Genomic DNA, 25,687 nt, shown 5'->3' on the forward strand with positions numbered 1-25,687 from the left:
AGGTGGCAACGAAGAATTTGCACAGCGGCATACAGGTGAAGCCAAACATCCGGCCTTCCCTGCGCAGTGGCTTTACGGCTTATGTCGTGCTCTCCTCGGGGAGCGATGCACTATTGCCCCCGTCGCCCCGCGGATGGCTGATGCGCTTGCCCGGTTGGGCCGCAACATCACCGCAAGACTTGACGCACAGACCCCGGGCGTCAGGACCACACGATTTTGCCGTACGCCGATGACACCGGTCGTATGCGCGAGGTCTTTGCTCACGGCTCTCCGCCCTGCAAACCCTTTCGCGCCAACGCCATCAGCGTCCACCGCCCCCCGGCCCGCGTTCGTGACGATCGCGATACGCCCCTCTTCCTTGGGCCGGGTTGCGCGACACATACGCGATTTCCGAATTTCGGTAAAGCGGAATATTTTGGGCCGCGTGCGTTGACCCATAGATTGGATGTTTTGCCCGTCGGGCAACGCAAGGGATGGTAGCTGCAACCATTCAATCCGGCGCGGTCTGCGCCGCCGGTGGATTCGGTGCAAGCGCCTGCGCCGGCTTCGTCGCGGCCGGATAGAGCTCGGTCTTGGCGAGATCGCGGCGGAGCGACGATGGCGCCGCGTGCAGGGCAAAGGCGATCGCGATCTGCGTTCTGTTCTGAAGCCGGTACTTGCGCATGATGTTGCCGATATGCGCCCGCACCGTGTTCTCCGAGATGTTGAGCTCGTAGGCGATGTTCTTGTTCTGCATTCCCCGCGCGATCAGCGTCATCAGCTCCCGTTCGCGCGGCGTCGGTGCGATCAAGTCCTTCGGATCCGAGCTCATGGCTGATGCCTCCCTGGCCTTTGCGAACATCCCGGCATGCTCTCACTCCGTCTTGAGCGCCTCGATCGGGCTCAGCTTGGACGCCTTGTGGGCTGGATAGACCAAAGACGAGGCCGGTCGCGATCGAGAAGACGAGAGACAGGCCGATCGCCTGGCCGTCGATCGAGGTGACCCAACCGGCCATGCGGGCGACCGTCATCGAGAGCGTGATGCCGCCGGCGACGCCGATGGCGCCGCCGAGCAGGCAGAGGACGAGCGCTTCGGAGAGAAACTGCAGACGGATGTCGCGCATTCGCCCACCGAGCGCCCCGGGCGACGGTCACACCACAATGGTCCAGGACGAGAACGGCACGTCGGTGATCACGCAGAGCGGCGATCGGCAGAAGGAGCCCGGGCGCACGACGGTCACTCGCCGCAGCGGCGGCAACACCGCGATCGTGACACAGGGCAGCGCAAGCCCGCAGGACATGCTCGACTGGCTGCGCAAGCTGCAGGGCCACTGATGCACGAAGCCATTGAAATGAGAGAGGAATTCCGGGCGTTCTGCCGCACCTTGTTCCCGGTTATTCGCGTGCCTTAACCAATAATTAATTATACGTTTGCGGGTGGGCGACAGCCCGGCCTAGCCTCCTTTCGGGGAGCCGCTATCGCGAAGCCAAACGAGTGTGGTGCGTATCATGATTGCCAGATCATATGGGGCGTTGTTCGCCTCGCTCAGCGCAGCTGCGCTGCTGTTCAGCTCCAGTGACAGTCTTGCCGGACCCGCCGGCGCCACTGCGTCAGGCGTCGCAACTGCCGCCGCGCCGCCGGCTGCGGCACGTCCGCCGATCGGGCCGGGCGCCAGGTTCCACCGCCGCAGCGCTCCCTGGGTCTATTGGCCGGGCGGCGGCAGCTACTTCTACGACGGCGCCGGCTACAGCCAGCCCTTCGCCGATGTGAACCAGTCGCTCTCCGCCGATGTGCGCTACACCTACACCTATGATGTGCCCTGGGACTGGACGCATCGCTATCCGCCGAACGTCGTGCCGTCCAATCGGCCCTACGTGCCGAGCTGCCCGACGGAGCAGGTGACGGTGCCCGGCCGTGGCGGCAGCGAGCACACCGTCAACATCATGCGCTGCTATTGAGCTAGCCGAGTTCGAAGCTGGTGACGCCGAAGACGCGGTCGATGCGCAGCGGCGCGATCGGCCCCGTATACATCCGCGCCGTTTCGAACACCGGCGCAAGGCCGAGCGCTTCGGCGAGCGCGATGGCGGCGGGATTGACGGCGGGGACATCGAGGAACACCTCGCCGGCGCCCGTGCTTGCGAGCAGGGCCTGCACGACGTCATCTGCGGCGGTGCGATCGTCGGCGACGAGCGGGCCGATCTTGTAGCCCGTTCGGCACGGACGGATCACGCCCCATGCAGCGAGCCTGCCCTCGCGGAGCAACGCACGGCCCACGTGACTTGGTGTGTTGATCCAGGCGCGCAGGAAGGCGCTGCGCGCGGCGGGGAAGACGCTGGCGTCATCGGCTTCCACCAGCGCAAACGGGACCTTGTCGAGCGCAACGACGCCGGCCGCCGGCTTCACCGATCCAGCAACCGTGCCGCCATAGCGGATATTGGCGTAAGCGAGCTGGAATCTCGATTTCTTGTAGTTCTCCTGCTGCGCCACCACGCCGTCGAGGCCGATCACGCGCGCGCCTGCATGCGCAATCGCGGCATTCCAGATGCGTAGGCCATGGCCCGCGCCGCGAAAGCGCTCGCGCACGATGTAGAAGCCAAGGAAGGCGAAGCGGTCGTCGTAATTGACGCAGGAGACGGTCGCGACCGGCTCGCCGTCGATCTCGCCGACGAAGAAGCCTCGGGCATCGGGGATCGCGAAGCAGGCGGCATCCGCCAGCCCCGGATTCCAGCCCTCCGCCGCGGCCCAGTCGACGGCGAGGGCGATTTCGTCGGGGCGCAAATTGCGGATCTGCAGATCACTCATTTCAAGCGCCTCATGATGGATGCCTTCGGCCATGGACCTGCCGACGGGTCTGGCTGTAGAAGGCCTCATGATAGGCCGAGCCTGCGGCTCGCCTCAACTGAAGGGATCATCGGATCATGGCAGTAGAGAAGGTTGCGCTCGTCACCGCCGGCGGCAGCGGCATGGGGGCGGGGGCTGCGCGGCGGCTGGCGGCGGACGGGTTTCGGGTCGCGATCCTGTCGTCCTCGGGCAAAGGCGAGGCGCTGGCGGCCGAGCTCGGCGGGCTCGGCGTTACCGGCTCGAACCAGTCGAACGACGACCTGAAGCGCCTCGTCGAGGCTGCGATGGCGAAGTGGGGACGGATCGACGTTCTCGTCAACAGCGCGGGGCACGGGCCGCGTGCCCCCATCACCGAGATCACCGACGAGCAATGGCACACCGGCCTCGACACTTATCTCTTGAACGTGATCCGTCCGACCCGGCTGGTGACGCCGCTGATGCAGGCGCAGAAGGGCGGCGCCATCATCAACATCTCGACCGCTTGGGCGTTCGAGCCCAGTGCGATGTTCCCGACCTCGGCGGTGTTCCGCGCAGGGCTCGCCGCCTTTACCAAGATCTTCACCGACACTTACGCGGCCGACAATGTCCGCATGAACAACGTGCTGCCGGGCTGGATCGACAGCCTGCCGCAGCAGGACGCGCGGCGCGACAGCGTGCCGATGAAGCGCTACGGCAAGGTCGAAGAGGTCGCGGCGACGATCTCGTTCCTCGCCTCCGACGGCGCCGCCTACATCACCGGCCAGAACATCCGCGTCGACGGCGGGCTGACGCGCTCGGTCTGAGCGGCCGCCGCGCGTCAACGAAGATAATTACTTAGCTTTTGAGCTAACAATCATTGACGCCGCGTCGCCCTGCCCTTATAGTTAGCTTCATGGCTAACCAATTATCCAATCTCGACCAGATCTTCGCCGCGCTCGCCGATCCGACGCGGCGGGCGATCGTGATGCGGCTGTGCGCGGGCGAGGCGTCGGTCGGCGAGCTCGCCGATCCCTTCGACATGGCGCTGCCGAGCTTCATGAAGCACATCCACGTGCTCGAGACGAGCGGGCTAGTTCAGTCCGAGAAATCGGGACGCGTACGTACCTGCCGCCTCAGCGCCGATGCGCTTGTCGGCGCGGAGGACTGGTTCCAGCAGCAGCGCGCGGTCTGGGAAGCGCGGCTCGACCGGTTCGAGGCCTATGTGATGAAGCTCAAGAAAGAACGGGCGGGGGCCGAGCGACCGTCCCGAACAACCAAACGGAAAGGTTCCTGACAATGACTGGTTCTGCCAACCCCGCTCTGTCGCAATGGTCGCTCGACCGCGAGATCGTGATGTCGCGCGTGATCGACGCGCCACGCGATCTGGTGTTCGAGGCATGGTCCGACCCGAAGCATCTGCCGCAATGGTTCGGCCCGAAGGGCTTCAAGGTCGAGACCTTCGAGATCGACGTGCGCGTCGGCGGCGTCTGGCGCTTCAACATGATCGGGCCCGACGGTACGGTCTATCCGAACCGGATGCGCTTCCGCCGCATCGAGCGGCCGTCGCTGATGGAGATGGATCACGGTACAGACCAGGATGACGATCCCCGCATGTTCCGCTTCACCGTCACCTTTGCCGAGCAGAGCAACGGCAAGACCGTGCTGATGATGCGGCAGCTGGCCTCGAGCACCGAGCAGCGCGATGGCATGATCGGTTTCGGCGCCGTCGAATACGGCTACCAGACGCTCGACAAGCTCGCGGCCTATGTGGCGGGCATGAAGCGGTGAAGGCAGCCCCGCCATTCCCGGGCCCTGAGATGGCGAGCCGGGAATGACGGCGTGCGCGAACGCATTCTGATCAAGCCGCCGTCGAAATGGCGGCTTGCCTCGTACAGGTCAGGTCAGCGCGTTGGTGACCGGCGGCTCCTGCATCTGCTCCACTTGCGCGGCGCTGTCGGGACGTGCGGGTCCAAGCACGGGCTCGTCGCCGAGCGGCTCGAAGGCGGGGCGGAAGCTGAATTCGCCGCGGCCGTCGAGCGAGGGACCTTCATTGTAGCGGCCCGGCTGGAGCGGCGCTCCGTTGCGCTCGGTACCCATGAACATGTAGCTGAACTCGGTCGCTTCCTTGCTCCGGTCGAAGCTGTTCGGAATCGGCAGCGCGGCATCTCCGCCCAGCTCCTCGATCACGGCGAGCCATTGCTGTTGATGCATGGTGTCGCGCGCGATCAGGTAGCTGAGCATGTCCTGCATGCCCGGATCGCTCGTGGAGTTGAAGAGGCGCACCGCCAGCGTTCGGCCGGTGGCTTCGGCGGCCACGTTGCAATACATATCGGCGGCGAGATTGCCGCTGGCGTAGATGTGCGAACAATCGAACGGGACGCCGTCGGCGTTGGCCGGGAAGGCCGCCATGCCCGTCGACAGGATATGCCGATGCAGCATGCCCTCGATCACGTGCCGCGGCCGCTCGCCGCCGGACATAACCGCGCCGACGATCGGATTGCCCTGCATGCTGCTCTCCTGCATCGTCGCCGGTGCATTTTCCAGGTTCAGGGCGACCGCGGTCGAAAGCATCTCGATGTGGCTGATCTCCTCGGTTGCGGTGTTGAGCAACACGTCGCGATATTTGGCCGGACCGCGCGCGCCCCAAGCCTGGAAGAAATATTGCAGGCAGACGCGGATCTCGCCCTCCACGCCGCCGATCGCCTGCTGCAGCTGGCGGGCGAAGATCGGATCGGGCTTCTCGACCCTGACCGGGTATTGCAGTCGCTTGTCGAAATAGTACATGCGCAACTCCTTTTTGTTCTGTCGTATTGGCGCAATGAAGCCCGTGGGGTTGCGTTCCTAATCATCTGCAATCGCAGTTCAGATCGCTTCGAAATTCGCGGACCGCAAAGCCGAAATTGACGCGGTCCCCCACCACCACTCCTATGCGCGTCGATGGGAAGGTACGGCGACCTCGTCGAACAACTCGGCCAGAGCATCGAGCGCAACGCGCATCGCCGGTCCTTGCATCGCCGCGCCATGGCCGGTCACGACGATCTCGGGAGCAAGCGCGGCAAGTTCGCGCACCGAGGTTTTTGCGCTGGCCCAATCCGGCGTGAAATACATCGGCGGCCCGTGCATCTCTGGCGTTTGCGTCATTGCCGCGTAAACTGACTCCTGCCGGGTGGTGATGAAGGCGTCGCCGGCGATCAGGACGCGGTCGCGCTCACGCCAGAGCGAGACATGACCGGGCGTGTGGCCGGGCGTCGGGATCCACCGCCAGTCTTGCATGAAGGGCACGCTGTGGTCCGAGGGCAGATCATAAAGGCGGGATGCGACGTTGACGGGTCTTGTCGGAAACAGCGGAGAGAGCAGGGCGAGCAAGCCGCCACCGACACTCGGATCGGCTGGCGGATAGGATTGCGTGCCGTCGAGATAGGGATGCTCGGCGTGATGCGCATAAACCGGGACGTCCCACTCGTTCGCCAGCGTCTCGAGCACACCGACGTGATCGAAATGAGCGTGTGTCATGATGATGCAGGCCGGGCGGCCGTGGCCGCCGAACCGAGCCTTGGCGGCGGAGCGAATCGCCGGTGCCGCTCCGGGGATGCCGGCGTCGACCAGTACCCAGTTGCCGTCGCCAGCACCTTCGCGGCCGACAAAGATCACGTTGACGATGGCAAGCTGCCGGTAAGCAACGTCGGCCACGATCTGTCGTGTGTTGTCGTTTCGCTCGAGGTCGAATTCGGGGTTTTCCGCCTCGGCCGCCGGGGAAAGAGGAATTTGCGTCATGCCGGTCCGTGTCGACCCAGTCTGATGTGTCATCGTTCTATCGTGCCCATCCGCCGGATTTTCTTCTGGAGCAGCATCACGCCGTAGAGCAGCGCTTCCGCGGTCGGCGGGCAGCCGGGGACGTAGATGTCGACCGGCACCACGCGGTCGCAGCCGCGCACGACGGAATAGGAGTAATGGTAATAGCCGCCGCCGTTGGCGCAGGATCCCATCGAGATCACGTAACGCGGCTCGGGCATCTGGTCGTAGACCTTGCGGAAGGCCGGGGCCATCTTGTTGGTCAAGGTGCCTGCCACGATGATCACGTCGGATTGACGCGGTGAGGCCCGCGGCGCAAAGCCGAACCGCTCGGCGTCATAGCGCGGCATCGACATCTGCATCATCTCGACGGCGCAGCAGGCGAGTCCAAACGTCATCCACATCAGCGATCCCGTCCGCGCCCAGGTGATCAAATCCTCGGCGGTGGCGGTGAAGAAGCCCTTGTCCGCGAGGTCATCGCGGATCTGCATGAAATAGGGATCTGAGGCGTTGTCCGGCTGCCCCTGGCCCGGACGCGGCACCGGGAAATTGCTGGCGGGTGAAGGACTGTCGGTCATTAGATCATCATTGTCGCTGGGGTGAGGGCGCAACGTCGCGCTGTGACCACGCGCTGCTGTGAACGGCGGGGCGCAGCCGGCGTTCCCGCGGTCGAAGACCACGTTTGCGTTTGGCTATCGCAGGTTAGCGCTGGGTCCTTCGGCCGGAACAGGCAACGAAGACATGGTCTCTCCTGCGGCAATCAGCGCGGCCGTGTTAGGAACAATCGCCCGTGCTTCCCGGTTGCGCGAACGACGCCAGTCAAATGGAGAACAGGAAAATGGCCAATGCAGCCCGCGATACGTTCGTGGTGGGACTACGCAATGCGCATGCGATGGAAGTGCAGGCGCGAGAGTTGATGGAGCGCCAGTCGGAGCGGCTGGACGAATATCCCGAGGTCAAGGCGAAGATCACGGCGCACCTTCAGGAGACCAATGAGCAGCTGCGTCGCCTCGAAAAGTGCCTGGAAGCCTGTGGCGAGAGCACGTCGAGCCTGAAGGATACGGCGCAGTCGGTGATGGCCAACATGATGGCCATGGCGCATTCGGTTGCCGGCGACGAGATTCTGAAGAACACTTTCGCGAACAACGCCTTCGAGAATTTCGAGATCGCCGCCTACAAGTCGCTGCTCGCGCTGTGCGGCGCGGCCGGCATGCCGGAGGCGAAGGAGCCGCTCGAGACGTCATTGAAGGAGGAGCAGCGCATGGCGGCCTGGATCGATTCCAATGTCGAGAAGGTCACCATGGAGTACCTCACGCATCAGCGCCAGGCCGCGTAGTTCTTCGCGTTCCTCGCTGACAGCGAACCACCGGCGCGCCCCGCGGCCGGTGGTTTTTTCGCGCCGCCGGGTTCCCTGCCATCTGCGCGTGAGCCTAGGAACGATCGCTGCGATCAGGCTTTGGCAGTGATGACGCACATCATCTTCAGCGATTACCGCAATCCCGCGGCGGAGCAGGCCTACGAGATCGCCTGGGACTTTCTTACGCGAACGGGCGCCATCAGCGACGAATTCGACGCCTGCGTGTTCCTGGCGCAGCGCATCACCGTGATGGTCGAGGAGGGACACACGAATCGGATCCGCATGGCCAACCGCGCGATCTCCGAATACCAGCGCCATGCCGCGGAACGCGACGATCTCATCCGTGGCGGCGGCCGTTACGCCGAAAGGCGTTGAGCGCCGGCGAAGCGGGTTCACTCCCTGGCTTCGTCCGTGACGATGTCGCCGAGCTTCTGCCAGCGCTGGCCGTCGAACTGCACCATCTGGAACTGCTTGTTGACGCGATAGTCCGTCGGCGTGGTCGTGACCGAGATCCCCGGGAGCGTCAGGTCGAGCTCGACGTTCTTGAGGTTGGCCGCCTGTCGCATCACGTTCTCGCGGGTCAGATCGTCGCCGCATTGCTTCAGCACTTGCACCAGGAGCTGCGCGGTGATGTAGCCGTAGACGTTCAGGTTCGAATCCTTGTCGCCCTCAGGATAGTACTTGGCCATGAAGGCGAGGTAGCGCTTCATGCCCGGGTCGTCCTTCCATTCGGGATCCGCGGCATCCTTGACGTATCCGACGCTGATGATGCCCTTGGAATTGTCGAGCCCGGCGGGCTTCAGCACGGCGCTGAGCGAGGAGGCGTTGATGTCGATGATGTGCAGCGCCTTCCAGCCGATCTCGGCGACCTTCTTGATGGCCTGCGCGGCCTGCTTCGGCGTGGTCGCGCTAAACAGCACGTCGGCGCCCGCATCCTTCAACCGCAGGATCTGCGAGTCGATCGTCGGCTCGTTGATCTCGTAGGAGGTCTCGGCGACGACCATGCTCGCCTTGTCGCCGAGGCCCGCCTTGAGGCCGGCGAGATAATCCTTGCCGAGATCGTCGTTCTGGTAGAGCACGCCGATTTTGGCGTTCGGATGGTTCTTCAGGAGGTATTGCGCATAGATCCGGCCCTCGACGAGGTAAGAGGGGTTGAAACCCATGGTCCAGGGGAAGTTCTTTGGATCGGTGAAGCGTGCGGCGCCGGTGGCGGCGAAGAGCTGCGGGATCTTCTTGGCGTTGAGATATTTCTGCACGGCGACGTTCGGGGCGGTGCCGATGATCTGGAAGGTCAAAAGCACTTCGTCGCTTTCGACGAGCTTGCGGACCTGCTCCACCGTCTTCGGCGGCGAATAGGCATCGTCATACTGGATCAGCTCGACCTTGCGGCCGTTCACGCCGCCCTGGTCGTTGATCATCCTCAGATAGGCGGCCTGGGTCTTGCCGATCACCGCGTAGGCCGAGGCCGGGCCGCTGAGCGGCACGGTCTGGCCCACCTTGATCGCGGTGTCGGACGCGCCGGGATCGTATTTCTTTTGTGCCTGCGCTGCCGCGACCGAGAGGAGAAGGGCGGAGGTGGCGATGAATTTGGTGACGACGTTTTTCATGTCGGTTTCCTCCAGCAATCCTCATTCGCCCTTGAGGCCGGCGTCGCGGATCAGCTTGGTCCATTTCTGCGTTTCGGCGTCGATGAACTTGCTGAACTCGGCGGCGGTGCCTGGGCGCACTTCGAGGCCCTGCGCGGTCAGCTTGTCCTTGATCGCAGGCTCGGCGAGCGCCCGCAGAACCTCGGCCTGGAATTTGTCCACGATGGCGCGCGGCGTCGTGGACGGCACCATGAAGCCGTACCAGCCGGCCGCAGCCACATTGGGAAAGCCCTGCTCGCGCAGCGTCGGTGCCTGCGGATACAGCGCGCTGCGCTCGGCCGAGGCGACGCCGGGCACGGTGAACTTGCCGCTCTGGATGTAGGGCAAGGCCGTCGGCAGCGCGGTCAGTGTGGCGTCGACGCGTCCGGCGAGCAGCTCGGTGTAGGAGGCCGCATCGCCCCGGAACGGGATGTTCAAACCCTTGACGCCCGCGTCGCGGAACAGGAGCTCTCCGGCAAGATGCGGCTGCGAGCCGGCGCCTGGGGAGGCGAAGGTGAGGCCGTCGGGCTTGGATTTGCCGTAGGCGATCAGGTCGGGAAGCGTCTTGAACGGCGCGTCGGCGCTGATGATGAGGAACAGCGGCGCGATCACCACCATCGCCACCGGCGCCAGATCCTTGCGCTCATAGGTCAGCTTGCCGAACAGCGCCTCGGCGGTGGCGTAGGGCGCCGCGACATAGAGGATGGTGTAGCCGTCGCCCGGCGCATGGGCGACCATGTCGTTGGCGATGCGCGTGCCGGCGCCCGGCTTGTTCTCGACAATAAACTGCTGACGCAGGCTGCGGCCGAACTCTTCGGCGAGCAGACGCAGCGAGATGTCGTTGGACCCGCCGGGCCCGTAAGGCGAGATCAGACGGACCATGCGCGAGGGCCAGGCGTCCTCGGCATGTGCCCTCATGCCTGAGCCGGCCGCGAGCCCGCCCGCGATCGTGCCCAGCAGAGCTCGCCGCGTCACCTTGAACGATGCCACTGTTGTCTTCCTCCCTGTATTTGTTTCTCTTTTATCTGCCGCTCTTACGACCTCAGATCACCTTTCGTTGGGTGAGCTGCTCGATCCTGGCGTCCGAGAGCCCGAGCCAATCCCGGTAGACCTCGTCATTGTCCTGGCCGACGTCGCCCGCGGCATGGCGCAGGCGCGCGGGATCGACGGTGAAACGCGGCACGACATTGGTCATGGCGACCGTGCCGAAATCCCGGTCGGCAACGCGCGTGATCACCTCGCGCGCCTTCACCTGCGGGTCGTCGGCGATCTGATCTATCGAATAGATCGGGGCGAGCGTTCCCTGCGCGGCGTTGAAGCTCGCGAGGACCTCGTCGAGGGGATGCGCGGCGCACCAGGCCGCGAAGATGTCGTTGAGTTCGACGGCGTGCTTGACGCGCTGCTCATTGCCGGCAAAGCGCGGATCCGCGATCAGATCGGGGCGGCCGATCGCCCGGCAGTTCGCTGCAAAGAGCGCGTTGGTCGAACCTGCGAGCGTGACCCAGTGACCGTCGCGGGTGCGAAACACCGCGGCCGGTGCTGAATAACCATTGGCGTTGCCGATGCGGCTGCGAACGGTGCCGAGCTGGTCGTGCTCGATGGCGAGGACGTCGAGCAGGCGGAAAGTGGCTTCGGTCAGCGCGAGATCGATCTCCTCGCCCGGCGCATCCGGGTCGCGCGCCCGCTTCCACAGCGCTGCCAGCACGCCGACGGCGCCGAACAGGCCGCCGATCGAATCCCCGATCGGGTATCCGGGATGGGTCGGTTCGCCGCCGCTCTCGCCGGTGATGTAAGTCAGTCCGCCCATGGCCTCGAAGATGCGGGCGAAGCCGGGGCGCTCCCGATAGGGACCATCCTGCCCGAAGGCGGTGGCGCGCAGAATCACGAGACGCGGCTGGATCGACCACAGCACCTCCTTGGGAAGCCCCCAGCGATCCAGCGTTCCCGGACGAAAATTCTCGATCAGCACGTCGAAGCGTGGAAGCAGCTGCTTGAACAGCGCAAGCCCTTCCGGCGTGCGCAGATCGAGCGTGGCAAACTTCTTGTTGCGGTTGGCGGCCTTCCACCACAGCGGCTTGCCGTTCTTGAACGGCGGAAACGACCGCACGCCGTCGCCGTGCCCGGGCATCTCGATCTTGAGCACGTCCGCGCCGTAGTCGGCCAGCCGTGGCGGCGAACGGCGCGGCGATGATCGTCGCGATGTCGAGAACCTTCAATCCTTCGAGCGGTCCAGCCATATCATGTTCCGGCGCTTGTGATTTTCTTGGTTTTGCGCGGCGGCGGCTTGAGCTCGGCCTGCCCGACCATGGCGCGGATGCTATCGGCGAGCGCCGCGATGCGCGGACCGATTTCGCCCTCGAGCTGCCCGGGCTGCAGCCGGAAGGCGGGGATGCCGCAATTGATCGAGAATGATTGTTTCGCTTCGCCGATATGAAACAGCGGCGCGGCGACGGCATGGATCGAGGCCATGTACTCGCCCCAGCAGGTGCAGAAGCCGCGGCTTTTGCATTGCGCGATGCCGGCGCGGTATTTGTCGCGGAGCGCCGACCACAATCCGGCATCCTCGGCGGCGAGATTGCGTTCCAGCCGGTCTGCATCGGCCGGCGGCAAGGTCGCCGCCGCGGCGCGGCCCATGGCGGTCATCACGACGGGAATGGGCATGCCGATGTCGGGCACGTGCGGGCCGACATCGCCGGAGCGCGCGGTCTCGACATAGATCATCGACGTCGCATCGAGCAGGCCGATCGACACCGTGCCGCGGACGCTGTGCGCCAGCTCCTGCATCATCGGCCGCGCCACCTGGCGGAATTGCATTCCGGCGAGCAGGGGATGCGCCATCCGCAGCGCCCGTGCACCGACGCGGTACTTCGACCGCTCGGCGTCGTAGCGGAGATAGCCGAGCTCGGCCAAGGTATGGGTCAGCCTCGCCACCGTCGGGCGCGGGATGCCGGTCAGCGTCGACAGCTCCATGTTGCCCAGCAGCGTGCTCCCGGCCTTGAACGCCTCGAGCACGACGAGCCCCTTGGCCAGAGTGGTGGCGAAAGCGGCGTCATCAGCGCTCTCGGCCAGCACGGCTGCGGCAGAGGAGAGCGGGCGCTGCGGCTTGGGTGAGTCAGTCGGAGCCATCCGGGCATATCAGACGGACGGATTTCGAATGTCCAATAGATTCGCCATCCATGAGAAAATTGTCCGATATGTGGACACTCGGCTCGCAGCGCTTCTTGCGCCTTCCGAGCACCGCTGGAACGACCGGGCACACAGATTTTTGTCGTGATTGCGTGTCGTTCTGTGACAGGATTATTACGACGACGTGTCAGATCGATAATTTTTGCGGAGCGGTTCATGTTGCAGTGGCAGGCGCGGTCAAATCCCCTGGCGTGGTGGTGGGGATCCCTCACGCTTGTGAGCAGCGCCAATATCCTCGTCTGGTTCATGCTCTATCGTGAGTTCTATCCGACGCCTTCGGCCAGCCTCGGTGGCGGCTCGGACATCGGGTTGATGTTCCTGCTGTGCGCCGGCTATGTGTTCGGCTGCGCCTTCCGTTCGGTGCTGCCGCGCGCCGACGTGCAGCGCATCTGCCTGTTCGACACCTGGCTCTCCAGCGTCGCCGTCGGCCGGACGGTGGCGACGGTGGCCGAGCTCTGCTTCGCCGCGCAATGGGCCATCATCCTGCATCAGCTCGGCAAGATGACGGGCGCGGAGACCGCGGTGAACATCGCGCTCGTGATCGTGCCGATCATCATCATCGCGGAATGCTTCTCCTGGTACGCGGTGGTGACGACCAACTTCCTCTACAACGCGATCGAGAATTCGCTGTGGGCTGTGACCTTCTTCCTGGCCGGCATCGCGCTATGCCGTCTGATGCCGGAATTCCAGGGCGTAGTGCGCTGGGCGCTGATGTCAGGCATCGTCGGCATCGCCTGCTTCCTTGCCTTCCTCATCACCGTCGATGTGCCGATGTATCTCAGCCGCTGGCGGGCAGGGCATGAAGAGGGCAACACATTCCTCGGCTTCCTCGAAGGACTGCATGACGTCTCGACGCGCTGGGTGGTGACCCATGACATCGCGCACTGGAAGGGCGAGCTGACCTGGATGTTCCTGTATTTCAGCGCCGCGGTGTGGTCGAGCCTCGCGCTCTGCGCGCTCTACGCGATGGAAGGCTATCTGACGCGCTATCTCGCCTGACGGTCAGATTCCAACTTGACGCGTTCTCTGAAGCGAAGCGGTATCCACTTCGCTTCAGAGGCTTTATTTGCCGACCAGGCTGCATTTGCTGCGATCGAGCGGGCGGAAGGCCTGGTCGGGCGGGATCGTCGCGACCAGCTTGACGAAGTCCCACGGGCCCTTGGATTCCTCCGGTGTCTTGACCTGCACCAGATAGAGATCGTGCACCATGCGTTGGTCCTCGCGAATGCGGCCGTTGGGGGTGTAGGCGTCCGACACCGGCGTCGCCTTCATTTTGGCCATCACGACGGCGCCCTCATCGGAACCGGTGTCCTTCACGGCCTGCAGATAGTGGCGCACGGCGGAATAGACGCCGGCCTGAATCTGCGAGGGCATCGCCTTGCGGCGAGCATAGAACGCATCGGAGAATTTCCGGGCTGCCGGCGAGACATCCTCGAAGAAGGAGGTGACGATGAGATCACCGCGCGTCGCTTTGAGCCCAACCGCCTCGATGTCGACGTTCTGGAACGACATCGGCACGATCTTCATGCCTTGGCTGGCGAGGCCGAACTCCTCGGCCTGCTTGATCGCGGTCGCGTTGTCGCCGGCAACGTTGATGGCCAGGATCTTGGCGCCCGACGACTGCGCCTGGAGCAGGAATGAGCTGTAATCGGGCGTGCCGAGCTGCGCCTTGACGCTGCCGGCGACCTTGCCGCCGAGTGCGGCGATGCGCTCGCGTGCGGTCACCTCGATCGAATGGCCGAAGGCGTAGTCGCCGGTGATGAAGAACCAGGGCTCCTTGCTGGTCTGCATGATGCCGGAGACCACGGCGGTCGCGGTGGAATAGGCGTCCTGGGTCCATTGCACGCTGGTTGGCGCGCACGCTTCATCGGTCAGCTGGTTCGCGCCGGCGCCGGAGATGAGGAATATCTTGCCGTTGCCGCGCACCAGCTCCTGCACCGCCAGCGCTGCGCCGGAGCTGCCGCCATCGGCGACGGCCTGGACCCCGTCGCTGAACCATTTTCGCGCCAGCGATGCGGCGAGATCCGGCTTGTTCTGGTGATCGGCCTGCAAGATCTCGATCGGCTTGCCGTCGATCTTGCCGCCGAACTCCTCGGCGGCCATTCGCGCCGCTTCGACCGAGCCCGGACCCATGGCGGTCGCGAACACGCCGTTCATGTCGGTGAGGACGCCGATGCGGATGGCCTCGCCCTTGATCTCGGCCCGCGCGGGGAGGGGCGCGAGCGCAAGTGCGATCAGGAGGGTGGCGGCGGAGGTGGTGCGGGTCGTGCCCATGGCGTTTCCTTGATGTTATCGTTGATTGATCGATGTTGACGGTCAGGCCTGTTCGGCGATCACCGAGTTGCGCAAGGTGCCGATGCCGGAAATCTCGACCTCGACGGTGTCGCCGGGGCGCATCCACAGCGGCGGCGTGCGCTTGGCGCCGACACCGCCCGGCGTGCCCGTGACGATGACGTCGCCGGGCACGAGCGGGCAGATGGTGGAGATGTAGGCGATCAGCTCGGGGATGGCGGTGATCAGGAGATCCGTCGTGGTGTCCTGCACGACATTGCCGTTCAGCCTTGTCTGCAAGGTGAGCTTTGACGGATCCGGAATCTCGTCGGTCGTCACCAGCCACGGACCGAAACTGCCGCTCTCGGCAAAGGTCTTGCCGGCGAGGAATTGGCTGGTGTGGCGCTGCCAGTCGCGGATGCTGCCCTCGTTGTAGCAGGAATAGCCGGCGACGTGGTCGAGCGCGCGGCCGGGGGGAATGTGACGGCCCGCCGTGCCGATGACGAGCGCGAGCTCGCCTTCATAGTCGAAGTCGTCGCTCACCCCAGGTTTGACGATGGGCTGGAGATGGCCGACCTGGCTACAGGCAAAGCGCGCAAACAGCGCCGGCTTTTCGGTGACGGTGCGGCCGGTCTCGGCGACGTGGTCGCGATAGTTGAGGCCGACGCAGATGATCTTGCCGGGATCGGGAATCACGGGCGCGAAGTTGATCTTGTCGAGCGGATGATCAGGGGCCGCGGAGGCGGCCAGCCTTGCCGCCTCGGCGAGCTGACCGGCTTCGAGCAGCTCCCGCAGCGTGGTGCACGCCGCCATCCGCGCGCCGAGATCGACGACGCCGTTGTCCTTGACGGCGCCGAAGGAGGGGCGTCCGTCCACACTGAATGAGAGCAGCTTCATGAAATGTCCTTGACAGGGTTCGGTCAGGCCGCGGAGGGCGCTTGGGCTGAAGGAATTCGGGTTGCAGGGGCGATGGCGGCGATGAGGCGGTCGAGCTCGGCCTCGTTGCGGGCGGAGCCGCGGATGTAACGGTCGGGACGAACCAGTGCGGCGATGATGCCGTGCTCGCGCAGCCAGGGCCCAAGATCGTTGGCATCGTCGCTGGTCAGGATCTTGATCCCTGCCTGCGACAGCGCGAGACGCGATGAGAGTGCCGCCGCTGTCTCGACGAGCAGCACGTGGTTGTAGCCGGTCCGGTCATCGCTGCGGCTGGCGTCAGTCAACGTGAACTGCGGCGCGAGATGTCCGGCGAGCGGCAGGTCGCCGAACTCTAGTCCGGGGCCGAGCAGGGGCTTCTTCACATCCAGTTTGACCGGCGCGTTCTCGCGCGCTTCGCCGGCGGCAAGGCCGGCCTCGATCGCCTTGGTGTTGATGACACCGCCGAGGCGAATGGCGAGCTCGATGAACTCGCGCACATGCGGCAGGCGTTCGCTCTGATAGGTGTCGAGCAGATCGGGCGCGGCGCCTTCGCGGATCACGCTCGCCAGCTTCCAGGCGAGGTTGGCGGCATCACGGATGCCGGCGCACATGCCCTGGCCGAGGAAGGGCGGGGTCTGGTGCGCAGAATCGCCCGCGAGCAGCAATCGCCCGTTCCGCCATTGCTGCGCGATGACCGAATGGAACGTGTAGACCGCGGCGCGCTCGATCTCGGCATCGGCGGGCGTGATCCAGCGCGACAGCAGCTCCCAGACCTTCGCGGGTTGCGCAACGTCCTGCGAATCCTCGTCCGGGAGAACCGTGATCTCCCAGCGGCGCCGCGTGCCGGTGCCGCGCACGTAAGTCGCGGGCCGGCTGGGATCGCAGTGCTGAAGGCTGTAATCACCGAGGTCGTCGCGCACGCGCTTGAGCAGGACGTCGATCACGAGCCAGCGCTCGTGGAAGCCGAGGTCGTCCATGCCAGAACCGATGAAGCGGCGCACCAGCGAGCGGGCGCCGTCGCAGCCGATCACGTAACCGGCGCGGACCTCGCTGAGCCTCCCGTTGGAGAGGTCTTCGCAGCGGACGCGCACGCCGTGCTCGTCCTGATCGAGCGCGAACACCTCGCAGCGGTTGCGCAAGGTGACGTGTGGCCAGCGGGCGAGGCCACCGATCAACGCGTCCTCCAGATCCGGCTGGTGGAAGCGGTAGCTGAGATGCCAGCCCATCGGCGTCAGCGTTTGCGGACGGGACCAGTCCAGCAGCATGCGGCCGGCTGCATCGAGAAACAGCATGCCGGGACTGAGAATGACGTGCGGCAGGATCGCCTCGGCAAGCCCGATGGTCTGGAACACGCGCATGCATTCATCGTCGAAATGCACCGCGCGCGGCAGATGATAGGTCCGCGCCTCGCGCTCCAGCACCAGAGTCCGCACGCCGCACAGGCCGAGCAGGTTGGCGAGCGTGGCGCCCACCGGCCCGCGGCCGACGATCACGACGTCAAACTCTTCCGGGGTGGATTTATCTTGCATGGGGTATCTCTTCCCCAAGCAGGGCCGGCGCATCAACGCCGGCGCGGCAAGTGTCCGCCCAGCGGACGGCCTCTATTCCGCAACAGGAATGGCCGACGCCGTTTCCAGCAGCTGGCTCGCAAACTGCGCGACCGCTTCCTCGATCCCCAGCGCCGAGCGGATCCAGATGATCGAGATGCAGCCGAATACGGCGCCGTCCCGCACGATGGCAACGGCAATCGAAGCCGTCTTGGGATTGTATTCGCCCTCGGTTCGGATGGCGTAACCTCGCGCCGCGGTCTCGGCGATCATGCGGTCGAGCCGGCCCTGGTCGAGGAAGGGGCGGTCGTCGGCCTCATCGATGCGGCGGAGATGATTGATGATGAGATCGCGTTCGCGCGCAGGGCAGGCGGCGAGATAGGCGCGGCCCGCAGACGTGCGCAGCATCGGCAGGCGCTTGCCGATCATGCCGCGGTCGATCGAGAGCGGGCTGCGAGAGTGGGTGGTCTCCTGCACCACCATCGCCGCGTTCTCGTAAGTCGAGAGATCGACCGGCCAGACCAGCTTCTTGCTGAGATCGGCGAGATAAGGCGCCGCCGCCTGGCAGATCACCACGCCGGGATCGTAGCCGTCGCCGAGGCTTAGGGCACGCCGGGTGACCCGAAATCGGTCGTCGCTGGCGCTGCGGGCGATATAGCCGAGCTCCTCCAGGGTTTCGAGGAGGCGGTAGACGGTGGGTCGGGGCAGGTCGAGCGCGCGGGCGACGTCGCCGGCGCGGATGCCGCCGGAGCGGTTGACCTCGTGCAGCACGTCGAGCCCGCGCTTGAAGGCACGGACGCCCTCAGACTGCCGAGGCTGGCCGTTCCGCGTCCGCTCCTTGGACACTTCCTATTTCCTCCCTTGTGGCACATCGCGGCGCGCTTATTGTCGCCTGCGAACGCGAGGCGATTGCGGAACGCCACCGTAGGATCGCGCGCGGCCGGTATCAAGCTCGCCGCAGTACGGTGATCGCGTCGCCTTCGGGAGGAGTTCGATGGAAATCGCAGCGCTCGGCTATATCGGAATCAGTTCATCCCAGCTCGAGCAGTGGAGCCGGATGGCGACCGGGCTGCTCGGCATGCAGCAGGTCGATCGCGGCGGCAAGATGCGGGCCTTTCGCATGGACGACCGCAAGCAGCGGCTGATCGTCGACGGCGGCAGCGATGCCGGCCTTGCGGTGATGGGATGGGAGGTTCCTTCGACCGCCGAACTGGATAAGCTGGCAGGACGGCTCGAAAGCCATGGCATCAAGGTGGCGAGGGGCTCGCGCGCACTCGCTGACGAGCGGCATGTCGCCGAGCTGATCGCGTTCACTGACCCCGCCGGCAACCGGCTGGAGGCTTTTTGCAAGCCGGAGCTTGCGAGCGAGCCGTTCAGGCCGGGTCGCCCGATCTCGGGCTTCCGCACCGGCGCGCTCGGCATGGGGCATGTCGTGCTCAATGTGGAGGACGTGGAGCCGCTGTTGCCGTTCTATCGCGACGTGCTCGGCTTTCACGTCTCCGATTTCGGGCTGAAGCCTTACGGGCTTTATTTCTTCCACGTCAACGGCCGCCACCACTCCTTTGCGATGGTCGGCTCGGGGCGAAAGGCGATGCATCACTTCATGGTCGAGCTCGGCTGCCTCGATGATGTTGGGCAGGGCTACGACCTCGCGCAGATGGACGAGGGGCGCATCGCCTACACGCTGGGCCGGCACACCAATGACCACATGACCTCGTTCTACGTGAATACGCCGTCCGGCTTCTTCATCGAATATGGCTGGGGCGGACGCGTCATCGATCCCGAGACCTGGCAGCCGCACGAGACCTTTGATGGGCCCTCGCTGTGGGGCCACGAGCGGCTGCATATGCCGGAAGAGCAGCGCAAGCGGTTGCGCGAGATGCGGCTGGATGCGGCTGCCCGCGGCGTGCGCGTCGCCGATCCGCGCGTGCCGCCACTCAACTGCGCGTGGCTGGACTCGGTGGTCGCACGTGAGTGATCCGCGACGCCGCGATCAGGCTTCGCCGAGATCAACCTCCGTCAAGATCCCCTGGCGCAGCGCCAGCCGGACCAGCTCGATGTCGGAGCCGACGCCGAGCTTGTCCTTGATCAGCGAGTGCAGGTTCGCCACCGTCTTCGGGCTGACATGCAGCGTCTCGGCGATCTCCTCCGTCGTGTTCTCGGCGAGCAGCAACCGCAGCACCTCGAACTCGCGTGGCGTCAGCACGTCGGCGGCGGAGCTCTCGCCGCTGATGCGGCTGAGCGCAAGCTCGTGGTCGATGTCGGGGCTGATGGCAATCTTGCCGGCGAGCACGTCCTTGACCGCGCGCACCAAGGTCTCGGGCGGGCTGGTCTTGGTGACGTAGCCCCGTGCACCGGCGCGGATCGCCTGCACGGCAAATCCGGCGTTCTCGTGCATGGTGAAAACGAGAATCCGTGCCGCCTTGTCCCACTGCCTGATCCGCCTGACGGCCTCGATGCCGCCTATGCCGGGCATGCTGAGGTCCATGATGACGAGGTCGGGCGTCTCGGATTTGTAGAGGCGATAGGCTTCCGCTCCGTCGGCCGCCTCGGCGACAACGCGCAGGCCCGGCTGCTTCTGCAGCACCGAGCGATAGCCCTCACGGACGACGGAATGGTCGTCGACCAGCAGGATGGTCGCTTCCGCCGTGCTCATGCAGCGTGCTCCAGGGCCTCAGAGGCGGCAGCCGGGAGCGGAATGAATACGCGCAGCGAGGAGCCCTGAAGGCCGGTCTCGAAGCTGATCCGGCCGCGAAGCGCGGCGACGCGCTCGCGCATGCCCAGCAGGCCCATGCCCGATTTTGCGGAAGCCTCGTTCGGGCGGCCGTCGTCCTCGACCACGAGAGCAATCTCGCTGTCGGCCATGGTCAAATGCAGGCTAACCTTCGTTGCACCGGCATGCTTGGCCGCGTTGGTGAGTGCCTCCTGCACGATGCGGTACAGGTTGGCACTGACGGAGGCGGGCACGCTGTCGAAGGCGCCGTCGAACCGGATCTCGAAGCGCGGCTGGCCGCGGCTGCGGCCGTTCCACCCCGAGATCAGGCCTTCGAGACTGGCGACCAGGCCGAGCTCCTCGACATCGGGCGGCCGCAGCCGGAACAACGCGCCGCGCAGCGTCTCCATCATGCCTGTCGCGGTGCGGGCGATGCTGTCGCATTCGCCGAGCAGGTCGGGACAGTCCTGTGCCGCAGTCTGGCGGGCGGATGCGGCCAGCGCGCGGATCGCGGCGAGGGACTGGCCGAATTCGTCGTGCAGTTCGCGGGCGAGATGGCGGCGCTCCTCGTCCTGGAGCGCGATCAGCTTCCGCGTCAGCTCGTTGCGCTCGGCAAGCGCAGTGTCGAGGCTTTCGGCGAGGTGGTTGAAGACGTCGCGGATGGCGGAGAGCTCGGCGAGATCGAACGGCGGCAGCCGCGTGGTGAGGTCGCCGGCGGCGATGCGTTCGAGGCCGCTGCCGATCATGCGGGTGGGGCGCAGGGCACGGGCCAGTGCGGCATAGACCAGCGCACAGAGCAGCGGCAGCGCGATCGCAAGCGCGATCATCAGGCGGCCGGCCTCATGCCAGGCCTCTGCCGTCTGCACCGCCGGGTCGATCGAGACCACGGTCTCGCCGAGTTTGGTTCCGCGCACGATCACGGGCCGCGCCGCCTCGCGGCCGGGGTCGAACAGGCTGCGATAGAAGGCGGAGAAGGCTTGCGGCGGCGGGCTCGCCGGGGCAGGCGCGCCGCTACAAAAGCGCTGCAGCATGTCGCCGCTCGCGCTGCGGAAGCCGAGGCAGAGGCCGGGCGTCATCACATGGGCCGACACCGGGTCGAGGTCCGGAAAGTCCGAGCGAGGGCTCGCCGCCCACTGCACCTTGCCTTGCTGCAGCTCCAGCGTCTTGGCCACGATGGCGGCGATCCCGTCGATGCGCGCATGCGCGGCGCTATCGGCGGTGACGAGGAAATAGGTCGATATCACGGCGAAGCAGGCAGCCGATATCGCCGCCACGCGCAGCGTCAGACGGACCTTGAGATCGAATCTCGGGCGATTCCACATCGGCTTGCACCTGGTGCGAACGGGCTTGTCGCGCCTCATTAAAGGGCAGAACGCCGGCGGCGGGAAGCGTTCCCGACTTGCCGCACCGCAATGTCGTGAAAATTTCCCGGCATTGGTCGGGATCGTGGCAGCTGCGGGGCCTGAGGCGGCCCGTCTAGATTTTCGTCCCATCCACGAGGTTCGTTCATGCACCGCTGCCGCCTTGTTCTCTCCGCCTGTCTCCTCCTCGTCCTCTCTTGCTCGCCCCTCGCTGCGCAGGCCGCCATCGGCGTCGCCATGGACGATTTCAGCTACACCGACACTTCGGGCGAGCCGACCGACCAGACCGCGGCCCACGAGCGGCGGCTGGCGGCGTTCATGGCCGCGCTTCGAAGGGACATCGAGGGAGACCAGCGCTACCGCTTGGTGCGATCCGTCCAAGACGGAGCGGTGTTCAAGGTGGTCGGCGGCATTCAGAAGACGAGCACGCTGGTGCAATGGGCCAAGGTCGCCGTTATCGACGTCGGCGCCAAGACGCTTGTGCTGGACAAGCTCTACAGCTTCCGCGGCGACAATGACGAGGCATGGGAGCGCGCCCAGATGTTCGTGTCTCGCGAGGTCATGGCCGCGCTCGGCACGCCTGCGCCGGTCGCGCTTGCCGTGTTCGATTTCGAGCTCGAGGACATGACGGCCGCCTCAGCGGGGACGTCCGGTGCGTCGGATGCGTCATATCTCGCGGAGGTCACTGGCGGTGTGCGCGAGGCGCTCGGCCAATCCGGCCGCTATCGCATCGTCGAGGTCGGCGCAGAGGCGGGGAAGGCCGGCGCTTTGCGGGATTGCGGCGGCTGCGAGGTCTCCATTGCGCGCAAGCTCGGCGCGGACCAATCACTGATCGGCGTGGTGCGCCGCGTCAGCCGCACCGAATACACGCTCGGCTTCCAGGTGCGCGATGCCAGGACCGGCGCGGTGCTGGCGCGTGGCGACAGCGGACTACGCATGGGCGCCGACTATTCCTGGAAGCGCGGGGCCGTGCGGCTGGTCACCGACCGGCTGATCGAGGGGCAACAGGCCAACGACGCGCCTAGAAGGTAAGCTGGACCTTCATCGACTGCGCGCGGTCGCTGGCGAGCTCGAAGGCCGCGACCGCATTCTCGAACGGCATGGTGGCCGTGATCAACGGCTTGACGTCGATCAGGCCGTCGCCCATCAGGCGCACCGCGAGCTCGAATTCGGGATCGAAGCGGAACGTGCCGCGCAGCTGCAATTCCTTAGCGACGATCGTGTTGATCGGCAGCGTCATCTCGCCGCCGAGGCCGAGTTGCACCAGCGTCGCGCCGGGCCTCAGCACGTCGAGCGCGGTGCGGAGCGCGGCCTGGTTGCCGGAGGCCTCGAACAGCGTGTCGAACACGCCCTTGCCGGCGCGCCAGGGATCGAGCGCAGTGGCATTGGTCGCGACGTTGATGGCATGCGTGGCGCCGAGCTTTTTCGCGACCGCGAGCGGGGCGTCGGCCACATCGGTGACAACGATCTCCGACGCGCCGCCGAAGCGCGAGACCAAAATCATCAGCGCGCCGATCGGACCGCAGCCGGTGATCAGCACGCGCTTGCCGAGCAGGGGACCGGCCTGCTTGCCGGCATGCAGGCACACCGCAAGCGGCTCGGCGACCGCGGCTTCCGCCAGCGACAGCTTGTCTGAGATCGGCACGGCCTGCGTCGCGTCGACCGTGATGAACTCGCGAAAGCCGCCCTGCACATGGGGAAAGCGCATCGCGCTGCCGAGGAAGCGCATGTCGAGGCACTGGTTGCGCATGCCTTCCTGGCAATGCAGGCAAGCCCCGCACGGTTTGCTCGGGTTGACCGCGACGCGCGTGCCCGGCCTGACATTGGCGACGCCGTCACCGACGTCAGCGACGACGCCGGCGATCTCGTGACCCAGGGCCATCGGTTGCTGAATCCGCACGACACCGAAGCCGCCGTGATGATAGTAGTGCAGATCGGAGCCGCAGATTCCGCCATTGGCGATCTTGACGCGGACCTCGCCAGGGCCGGCGGCGGGATCGGCATAGTTGTCGATCCGCAGGTCCTTCGGGGCGTGGATGACGACGGCGCGCATGGCTTGCTCCTTCGTGGTCTTGGCGATCACATCGCGGCGATCATGCCGCCATCGACATAGATGATCTGGCCGTTGACGTAGGTCGACGCATCCGAGGCGAGGAAGATCGCGGCGCCCACCAGCTCATCCGGCTTGCCCCAGCGCTTGGAGGGAATGCGGCCCATCAGCCAATTGTTGAAATCGGCGTTGTTGACCAGTGCCTCGTTCATGTCGGTGAGCATGTAGCCGGGGCCGATCGCATTGGCCTGGATGCCGTGCTGAGCCCATTCCACCGCCATCGAACGGGTCAGGTTCTTGATGCCGCCCTTGGCCGCGGTGTAGGGCGCAATGGTGGGGCGGGCGAGCTCGCTGCCGAGCGAGCCGATATTGATGATCTTGCCGTGCTTGCGCGGGATCATGCGCTTGGCCGCTTCGCGGCCGATCACGAAGGCGCTGGTGAGGTTGGTCTCGATCACCTTGCGCCATTCGTCGGTGGTGAACTCCACCAGCGGCTTGCGATGCTGGATGCCGGCATTGTTGACGAGGATGTCGACGGCGAGGCCTTGCCTGTCGAACTCGTTGAAGGCGGCGACGATTGCAGGCTCATCGGTGACATCAAAGGCGGCGCCTTCGGCCTGATGGCCGGCGGCGCGAAACTCGGCGACGGCCTGCTCGACTCGCTTGGGATCGACGCCGTTGATGATGATCTTCGCGCCGGCCTTGGCCATGCCCTCCGCAATGGCGCGACCGAGGCCGCGGGAGGAGCCGGTGACGAGCGCGGTGCGGCCGGAGAGATCGAAGAGGGAAGTGCTCATCTCAAGAATTCCTCAGACGTTGGAGCGGCGCACGGTGAGATCGGTGCGCTCGAAGACGGCAGGCAGGAGGTCGACGCCCAGGCCGGGGCCTTCCATCGGAAAGACATAGCCGTCCTTGATGGTGGGCATCGTGGTGACGAGCTCATTGTACCAGCCCTTGTAGAAGGCGCGCACTGATTCCTGGATCAGGGTGTTGGGCTGGCTGAACGACATGTGGATGGCCGCGATGAAGCCGATCGGGCCAATACAGTCATGAGGAGCAAAAGGCCGATGATAGGTCTCGGCCATTGCCGCGATCTTGCGGCCTTCGGTGAGACCCCCGGTCCAGCACAGATCGGCCATCACCACGTGCATGGCATCGCGGTCGAGCATGTCCTTGTAAGGGAAGCGCGAGCCCAGCGTCTCGCTGGCGCAGACCCAGACGTCGGTCGAACGGGCATATTCGGCCAACGCCTGCGGCGAGTTCATCCGGATCGGGTCTTCATACCAGGTCGGCTTGTAGGGCTCGAGCGCACGGGCGATCTGCTTGGCGGTCGGCAGATTCCAGAGCGAATGGAGCTCGACCATGATCTCCATCTTGTCGCCGACGGCTTTGCGGATCTTCTCGAACGGCTCAATCGCCTGCTTCATCTGTGCGGCGGTGATGTAGAGGCCCTTGTTCTCCTGCGCGGCGGGATCGAACGGCCAGATCTTCATCGCCGAGATGCCGCTTTCGAGCAGGCTTTCGGCGAGCGCATCGGCATGGTTCATGAAGCCGTCGAGATCTTCATAGGGCCCCTTGGAGGCGCCGAGATTCCAATTGGTCACCGGGCTGATATTGGTCGAGCGCACATATTGCGTGCCGGCGCAGGTGTTGTAGATGCGCTGCTTGTCGCGGCAGAGGCCGCCCAGCATCTGGTGCACCGGCTGACCGCAGACCTTGCCGAATAGATCCCACAGCGCGATGTCGATCGCTGATGCCGCGCGGTATTCGACGCCGGTCGAGGACTGCGCCATCGGCAGGTTCAGCATGTCGCGATGGATCGCTTCGATGTGCAGGGGATTGCGGCCGAGCAGGCGGCCGGCAAAGGTGTCGTGGATCTGCGCTTCGACCGCGCCGGCGCCATAGAAGGTTTCGCCGAGACCGATCAGACCAGTGTCGGTGTGGATGCGGACCCAGATGACGTTGGAAAATTCCTCGGCGCGCAATGTCTCGATCGACGTGATCTTCACGGCAAGTATCCTCCCATCGAACGGCGCTTCGCACCCGACGTCTCATTTTGCGCTGCAGCATGCTGCAGGTCGTGCCGAGTTC

Annotated in this window: 27 protein-coding genes and 1 pseudogene; 10 read left to right on the plus strand and 18 right to left on the minus strand. The window is 65.3% G+C overall.

The annotated features are described in order from the left end of the window. Nucleotides 1-490: 490 nt before the first annotated feature. A complete protein-coding gene (locus tag I6F31_RS33030) occupies nt 491-811 on the minus strand; it encodes a LuxR C-terminal-related transcriptional regulator (RefSeq protein ID WP_225124938.1) in 321 nt (106 codons plus the stop codon). Between the two features lie 281 nt (nt 812-1,092). On the opposite strand from I6F31_RS33030, the gene I6F31_RS33035 reads away from it, so the two are divergent. Together I6F31_RS33035 and I6F31_RS33040 are read left to right on the plus strand one after the other, a co-directional pair. Next, nucleotides 1,093-1,314 carry a hypothetical protein gene (locus tag I6F31_RS33035; RefSeq protein WP_036013472.1) on the plus strand — a complete coding sequence of 74 codons (222 nt, stop codon included), beginning with the start codon at nt 1,093-1,095 and terminating at the stop codon, nt 1,312-1,314. Nucleotides 1,315-1,488: 174 nt separating this feature from the next. Beyond that, a complete protein-coding gene (locus tag I6F31_RS33040) occupies nt 1,489-1,938 on the plus strand; it encodes a hypothetical protein (RefSeq protein ID WP_225142838.1) in 450 nt (149 codons plus the stop codon). A 1-nt stretch (nt 1,939) separates the two neighbouring features. Here the strand turns inward: I6F31_RS33040 and I6F31_RS33045 are convergent, their stop codons facing one another. Then, entirely contained in the window at nt 1,940-2,782 is an 843-nt protein-coding gene (locus I6F31_RS33045) for a GNAT family N-acetyltransferase (RefSeq protein WP_225186806.1), read from the minus strand. 116 nt (nt 2,783-2,898) lie between these two features. On the opposite strand from I6F31_RS33045, the gene I6F31_RS33050 reads away from it, so the two are divergent. The 3 genes from I6F31_RS33050 to I6F31_RS33060 all read left to right on the plus strand — a co-directional run bounded on the left by I6F31_RS33050 (nt 2,899) and on the right by I6F31_RS33060 (nt 4,567). Beyond that, complete coding sequence (locus I6F31_RS33050) at nt 2,899-3,603, plus strand: SDR family oxidoreductase (RefSeq protein ID WP_225171022.1); 705 nt, start codon at nt 2,899-2,901, stop codon at nt 3,601-3,603. 89 nt (nt 3,604-3,692) lie between these two features. Beyond that, on the plus strand, nt 3,693-4,073 hold the full coding sequence (locus tag I6F31_RS33055) for a metalloregulator ArsR/SmtB family transcription factor (RefSeq protein WP_225186807.1): 381 nt from the start codon (nt 3,693-3,695) through the stop codon (nt 4,071-4,073). Nucleotides 4,074-4,075: 2 nt separating this feature from the next. Beyond that, complete coding sequence (locus I6F31_RS33060) at nt 4,076-4,567, plus strand: SRPBCC family protein (RefSeq protein ID WP_225124945.1); 492 nt, start codon at nt 4,076-4,078, stop codon at nt 4,565-4,567. Nucleotides 4,568-4,675: 108 nt separating this feature from the next. Here the strand turns inward: I6F31_RS33060 and I6F31_RS33065 are convergent, their stop codons facing one another. From I6F31_RS33065 to I6F31_RS33075, 3 genes are all read right to left on the minus strand, one after another. Then, entirely contained in the window at nt 4,676-5,563 is an 888-nt protein-coding gene (locus I6F31_RS33065) for a manganese catalase family protein (RefSeq protein ID WP_057029680.1), read from the minus strand. A 141-nt stretch (nt 5,564-5,704) separates the two neighbouring features. Then, a complete protein-coding gene (locus I6F31_RS33070; RefSeq protein WP_057029681.1) occupies nt 5,705-6,553 on the minus strand; it encodes an MBL fold metallo-hydrolase in 849 nt (282 codons plus the stop codon). A 29-nt stretch (nt 6,554-6,582) separates the two neighbouring features. Beyond that, a complete protein-coding gene (locus tag I6F31_RS33075) occupies nt 6,583-7,149 on the minus strand; it encodes an NADH-quinone oxidoreductase subunit B (protein ID WP_225124950.1) in 567 nt (188 codons plus the stop codon). Between the two features lie 260 nt (nt 7,150-7,409). Between I6F31_RS33075 and I6F31_RS33080 the strand changes: the two genes are divergently transcribed. Beyond that, on the plus strand, nt 7,410-7,907 hold the full coding sequence (locus I6F31_RS33080; RefSeq protein WP_036013491.1) for a ferritin-like domain-containing protein: 498 nt from the start codon (nt 7,410-7,412) through the stop codon (nt 7,905-7,907). 129 nt (nt 7,908-8,036) lie between these two features. Further along, nucleotides 8,037-8,303 carry a hypothetical protein gene (locus I6F31_RS33085; RefSeq protein ID WP_081493004.1) on the plus strand — a complete coding sequence of 89 codons (267 nt, stop codon included), beginning with the start codon at nt 8,037-8,039 and terminating at the stop codon, nt 8,301-8,303. 17 nt (nt 8,304-8,320) lie between these two features. Here the strand turns inward: I6F31_RS33085 and I6F31_RS33090 are convergent, their stop codons facing one another. The 4 genes and pseudogenes from I6F31_RS33090 to I6F31_RS33105 form a co-directional block, all read right to left on the minus strand. Continuing rightward, nucleotides 8,321-9,535, minus strand: coding sequence for an ABC transporter substrate-binding protein (locus I6F31_RS33090; protein WP_225147646.1), 1,215 nt, complete (start codon nt 9,533-9,535; stop codon nt 8,321-8,323). A gap of 21 nt (nt 9,536-9,556) precedes the next feature. Next, on the minus strand, nt 9,557-10,543 hold the full coding sequence (locus tag I6F31_RS33095; protein WP_225186808.1) for a tripartite tricarboxylate transporter substrate binding protein: 987 nt from the start codon (nt 10,541-10,543) through the stop codon (nt 9,557-9,559). Between the two features lie 52 nt (nt 10,544-10,595). Beyond that, a pseudogene (locus I6F31_RS33100) lies at nt 10,596-11,790 on the minus strand (CaiB/BaiF CoA-transferase family protein). Between the two features lies 1 nt (nt 11,791). Continuing rightward, on the minus strand, nt 11,792-12,679 hold the full coding sequence (locus tag I6F31_RS33105) for an IclR family transcriptional regulator (protein WP_036029094.1): 888 nt from the start codon (nt 12,677-12,679) through the stop codon (nt 11,792-11,794). A 216-nt stretch (nt 12,680-12,895) separates the two neighbouring features. Here I6F31_RS33105 and I6F31_RS33110 point away from each other — a divergent pair, with 216 nt between their 5' ends. Then, entirely contained in the window at nt 12,896-13,738 is an 843-nt protein-coding gene (locus tag I6F31_RS33110; RefSeq protein WP_036013504.1) for a hypothetical protein, read from the plus strand. 63 nt (nt 13,739-13,801) lie between these two features. Here the strand turns inward: I6F31_RS33110 and I6F31_RS33115 are convergent, their stop codons facing one another. The 4 genes from I6F31_RS33115 to I6F31_RS33130 form a co-directional block, all read right to left on the minus strand. Next, nucleotides 13,802-15,013, minus strand: a complete 1,212-nt coding sequence (locus tag I6F31_RS33115) for an ABC transporter substrate-binding protein (RefSeq protein ID WP_225147644.1) — start codon at nt 15,011-15,013, stop codon at nt 13,802-13,804. A gap of 42 nt (nt 15,014-15,055) precedes the next feature. Continuing rightward, the gene (locus tag I6F31_RS33120; RefSeq protein ID WP_225147643.1) at nt 15,056-15,907 is read right to left on the minus strand and encodes a fumarylacetoacetate hydrolase family protein; all 852 of its coding nucleotides are present in this window, start codon (nt 15,905-15,907) and stop codon (nt 15,056-15,058) included. 23 nt (nt 15,908-15,930) lie between these two features. Then, a complete protein-coding gene (locus I6F31_RS33125) occupies nt 15,931-17,454 on the minus strand; it encodes a bifunctional 3-(3-hydroxy-phenyl)propionate/3-hydroxycinnamic acid hydroxylase (protein ID WP_225147642.1) in 1,524 nt (507 codons plus the stop codon). Between the two features lie 72 nt (nt 17,455-17,526). Then, nucleotides 17,527-18,318: a DNA-binding transcriptional regulator gene (locus tag I6F31_RS33130; protein WP_036029106.1), complete on the minus strand. Its 792-nt coding sequence runs from the start codon at nt 18,316-18,318 to the stop codon at nt 17,527-17,529. Between the two features lie 148 nt (nt 18,319-18,466). Between I6F31_RS33130 and I6F31_RS33135 the strand changes: the two genes are divergently transcribed. Then, the gene (locus I6F31_RS33135) at nt 18,467-19,450 is read left to right on the plus strand and encodes a VOC family protein (protein ID WP_225147641.1); all 984 of its coding nucleotides are present in this window, start codon (nt 18,467-18,469) and stop codon (nt 19,448-19,450) included. Between the two features lie 15 nt (nt 19,451-19,465). Here the strand turns inward: I6F31_RS33135 and I6F31_RS33140 are convergent, their stop codons facing one another. After that, on the minus strand, nt 19,466-20,128 hold the full coding sequence (locus I6F31_RS33140) for a response regulator transcription factor (protein ID WP_036029111.1): 663 nt from the start codon (nt 20,126-20,128) through the stop codon (nt 19,466-19,468). After that, nucleotides 20,125-21,507 carry a histidine kinase gene (locus tag I6F31_RS33145; protein WP_225114973.1) on the minus strand — a complete coding sequence of 461 codons (1,383 nt, stop codon included), beginning with the start codon at nt 21,505-21,507 and terminating at the stop codon, nt 20,125-20,127. The genes I6F31_RS33140 and I6F31_RS33145 overlap by 4 nt, the downstream gene beginning before the upstream one ends. Before the next feature lie 186 nt (nt 21,508-21,693). Between I6F31_RS33145 and I6F31_RS33150 the strand changes: the two genes are divergently transcribed. Continuing rightward, complete coding sequence (locus I6F31_RS33150) at nt 21,694-22,578, plus strand: DUF3280 domain-containing protein (protein WP_225186809.1); 885 nt, start codon at nt 21,694-21,696, stop codon at nt 22,576-22,578. On the opposite strand, the gene I6F31_RS33155 is transcribed toward I6F31_RS33150, so the two are convergent. Genes I6F31_RS33155 through I6F31_RS33165 form a run of 3 tightly spaced genes read right to left on the minus strand, consistent with a single transcriptional unit; the run spans nt 22,568 to nt 25,605 of the window. After that, the gene (locus tag I6F31_RS33155) at nt 22,568-23,599 is read right to left on the minus strand and encodes an L-idonate 5-dehydrogenase (protein WP_225186810.1); all 1,032 of its coding nucleotides are present in this window, start codon (nt 23,597-23,599) and stop codon (nt 22,568-22,570) included. The two genes, I6F31_RS33150 and I6F31_RS33155, sit on opposite strands and share 11 nt — an antisense overlap. A gap of 26 nt (nt 23,600-23,625) precedes the next feature. After that, a complete protein-coding gene (locus I6F31_RS33160; RefSeq protein ID WP_225186811.1) occupies nt 23,626-24,393 on the minus strand; it encodes a glucose 1-dehydrogenase in 768 nt (255 codons plus the stop codon). 12 nt (nt 24,394-24,405) lie between these two features. Further along, nucleotides 24,406-25,605, minus strand: a complete 1,200-nt coding sequence (locus I6F31_RS33165) for a mandelate racemase/muconate lactonizing enzyme family protein (RefSeq protein ID WP_036029115.1) — start codon at nt 25,603-25,605, stop codon at nt 24,406-24,408. Nucleotides 25,606-25,687 lie beyond the last annotated feature (82 nt).

The organism is Bradyrhizobium sp. NBAIM01 (genome assembly GCF_020194115.1).
GTDB classification, from domain to species: domain Bacteria; phylum Pseudomonadota; class Alphaproteobacteria; order Rhizobiales; family Xanthobacteraceae; genus Bradyrhizobium; species Bradyrhizobium yuanmingense.

Excerpts from the sequence above, each read along its gene's own strand:
- I6F31_RS33030 (WP_225124938.1), bottom strand. The coding sequence starts at position 811 with ATGAGCTCGGATCCGAAGGACTTGATCGCACCGACGCCGCGCGAACGG.
- I6F31_RS33035 (WP_036013472.1), top strand. The coding sequence starts at position 1,093 with ATGTCGCGCATTCGCCCACCGAGCGCCCCGGGCGACGGTCACACCACA.
- I6F31_RS33040 (WP_225142838.1), top strand. The coding sequence starts at position 1,489 with ATGATTGCCAGATCATATGGGGCGTTGTTCGCCTCGCTCAGCGCAGCT.
- I6F31_RS33045 (WP_225186806.1), bottom strand. The coding sequence starts at position 2,782 with ATGAGTGATCTGCAGATCCGCAATTTGCGCCCCGACGAAATCGCCCTC.
- I6F31_RS33050 (WP_225171022.1), top strand. The coding sequence starts at position 2,899 with ATGGCAGTAGAGAAGGTTGCGCTCGTCACCGCCGGCGGCAGCGGCATG.
- I6F31_RS33055 (WP_225186807.1), top strand. The coding sequence starts at position 3,693 with ATGGCTAACCAATTATCCAATCTCGACCAGATCTTCGCCGCGCTCGCC.
- I6F31_RS33060 (WP_225124945.1), top strand. The coding sequence starts at position 4,076 with ATGACTGGTTCTGCCAACCCCGCTCTGTCGCAATGGTCGCTCGACCGC.
- I6F31_RS33065 (WP_057029680.1), bottom strand. The coding sequence starts at position 5,563 with ATGTACTATTTCGACAAGCGACTGCAATACCCGGTCAGGGTCGAGAAG.
- I6F31_RS33070 (WP_057029681.1), bottom strand. The coding sequence starts at position 6,553 with ATGACGCAAATTCCTCTTTCCCCGGCGGCCGAGGCGGAAAACCCCGAA.
- I6F31_RS33075 (WP_225124950.1), bottom strand. The coding sequence starts at position 7,149 with ATGACCGACAGTCCTTCACCCGCCAGCAATTTCCCGGTGCCGCGTCCG.
- I6F31_RS33080 (WP_036013491.1), top strand. The coding sequence starts at position 7,410 with ATGGCCAATGCAGCCCGCGATACGTTCGTGGTGGGACTACGCAATGCG.
- I6F31_RS33085 (WP_081493004.1), top strand. The coding sequence starts at position 8,037 with ATGACGCACATCATCTTCAGCGATTACCGCAATCCCGCGGCGGAGCAG.
- I6F31_RS33090 (WP_225147646.1), bottom strand. The coding sequence starts at position 9,535 with ATGAAAAACGTCGTCACCAAATTCATCGCCACCTCCGCCCTTCTCCTC.
- I6F31_RS33105 (WP_036029094.1), bottom strand. The coding sequence starts at position 12,679 with ATGGCTCCGACTGACTCACCCAAGCCGCAGCGCCCGCTCTCCTCTGCC.
- I6F31_RS33110 (WP_036013504.1), top strand. The coding sequence starts at position 12,896 with ATGTTGCAGTGGCAGGCGCGGTCAAATCCCCTGGCGTGGTGGTGGGGA.
- I6F31_RS33115 (WP_225147644.1), bottom strand. The coding sequence starts at position 15,013 with ATGGGCACGACCCGCACCACCTCCGCCGCCACCCTCCTGATCGCACTT.
- I6F31_RS33120 (WP_225147643.1), bottom strand. The coding sequence starts at position 15,907 with ATGAAGCTGCTCTCATTCAGTGTGGACGGACGCCCCTCCTTCGGCGCC.
- I6F31_RS33125 (WP_225147642.1), bottom strand. The coding sequence starts at position 17,454 with ATGCAAGATAAATCCACCCCGGAAGAGTTTGACGTCGTGATCGTCGGC.
- I6F31_RS33135 (WP_225147641.1), top strand. The coding sequence starts at position 18,467 with ATGGAAATCGCAGCGCTCGGCTATATCGGAATCAGTTCATCCCAGCTC.
- I6F31_RS33140 (WP_036029111.1), bottom strand. The coding sequence starts at position 20,128 with ATGAGCACGGCGGAAGCGACCATCCTGCTGGTCGACGACCATTCCGTC.
- I6F31_RS33145 (WP_225114973.1), bottom strand. The coding sequence starts at position 21,507 with ATGTGGAATCGCCCGAGATTCGATCTCAAGGTCCGTCTGACGCTGCGC.
- I6F31_RS33150 (WP_225186809.1), top strand. The coding sequence starts at position 21,694 with ATGCACCGCTGCCGCCTTGTTCTCTCCGCCTGTCTCCTCCTCGTCCTC.
- I6F31_RS33155 (WP_225186810.1), bottom strand. The coding sequence starts at position 23,599 with ATGCGCGCCGTCGTCATCCACGCCCCGAAGGACCTGCGGATCGACAAC.
- I6F31_RS33160 (WP_225186811.1), bottom strand. The coding sequence starts at position 24,393 with ATGAGCACTTCCCTCTTCGATCTCTCCGGCCGCACCGCGCTCGTCACC.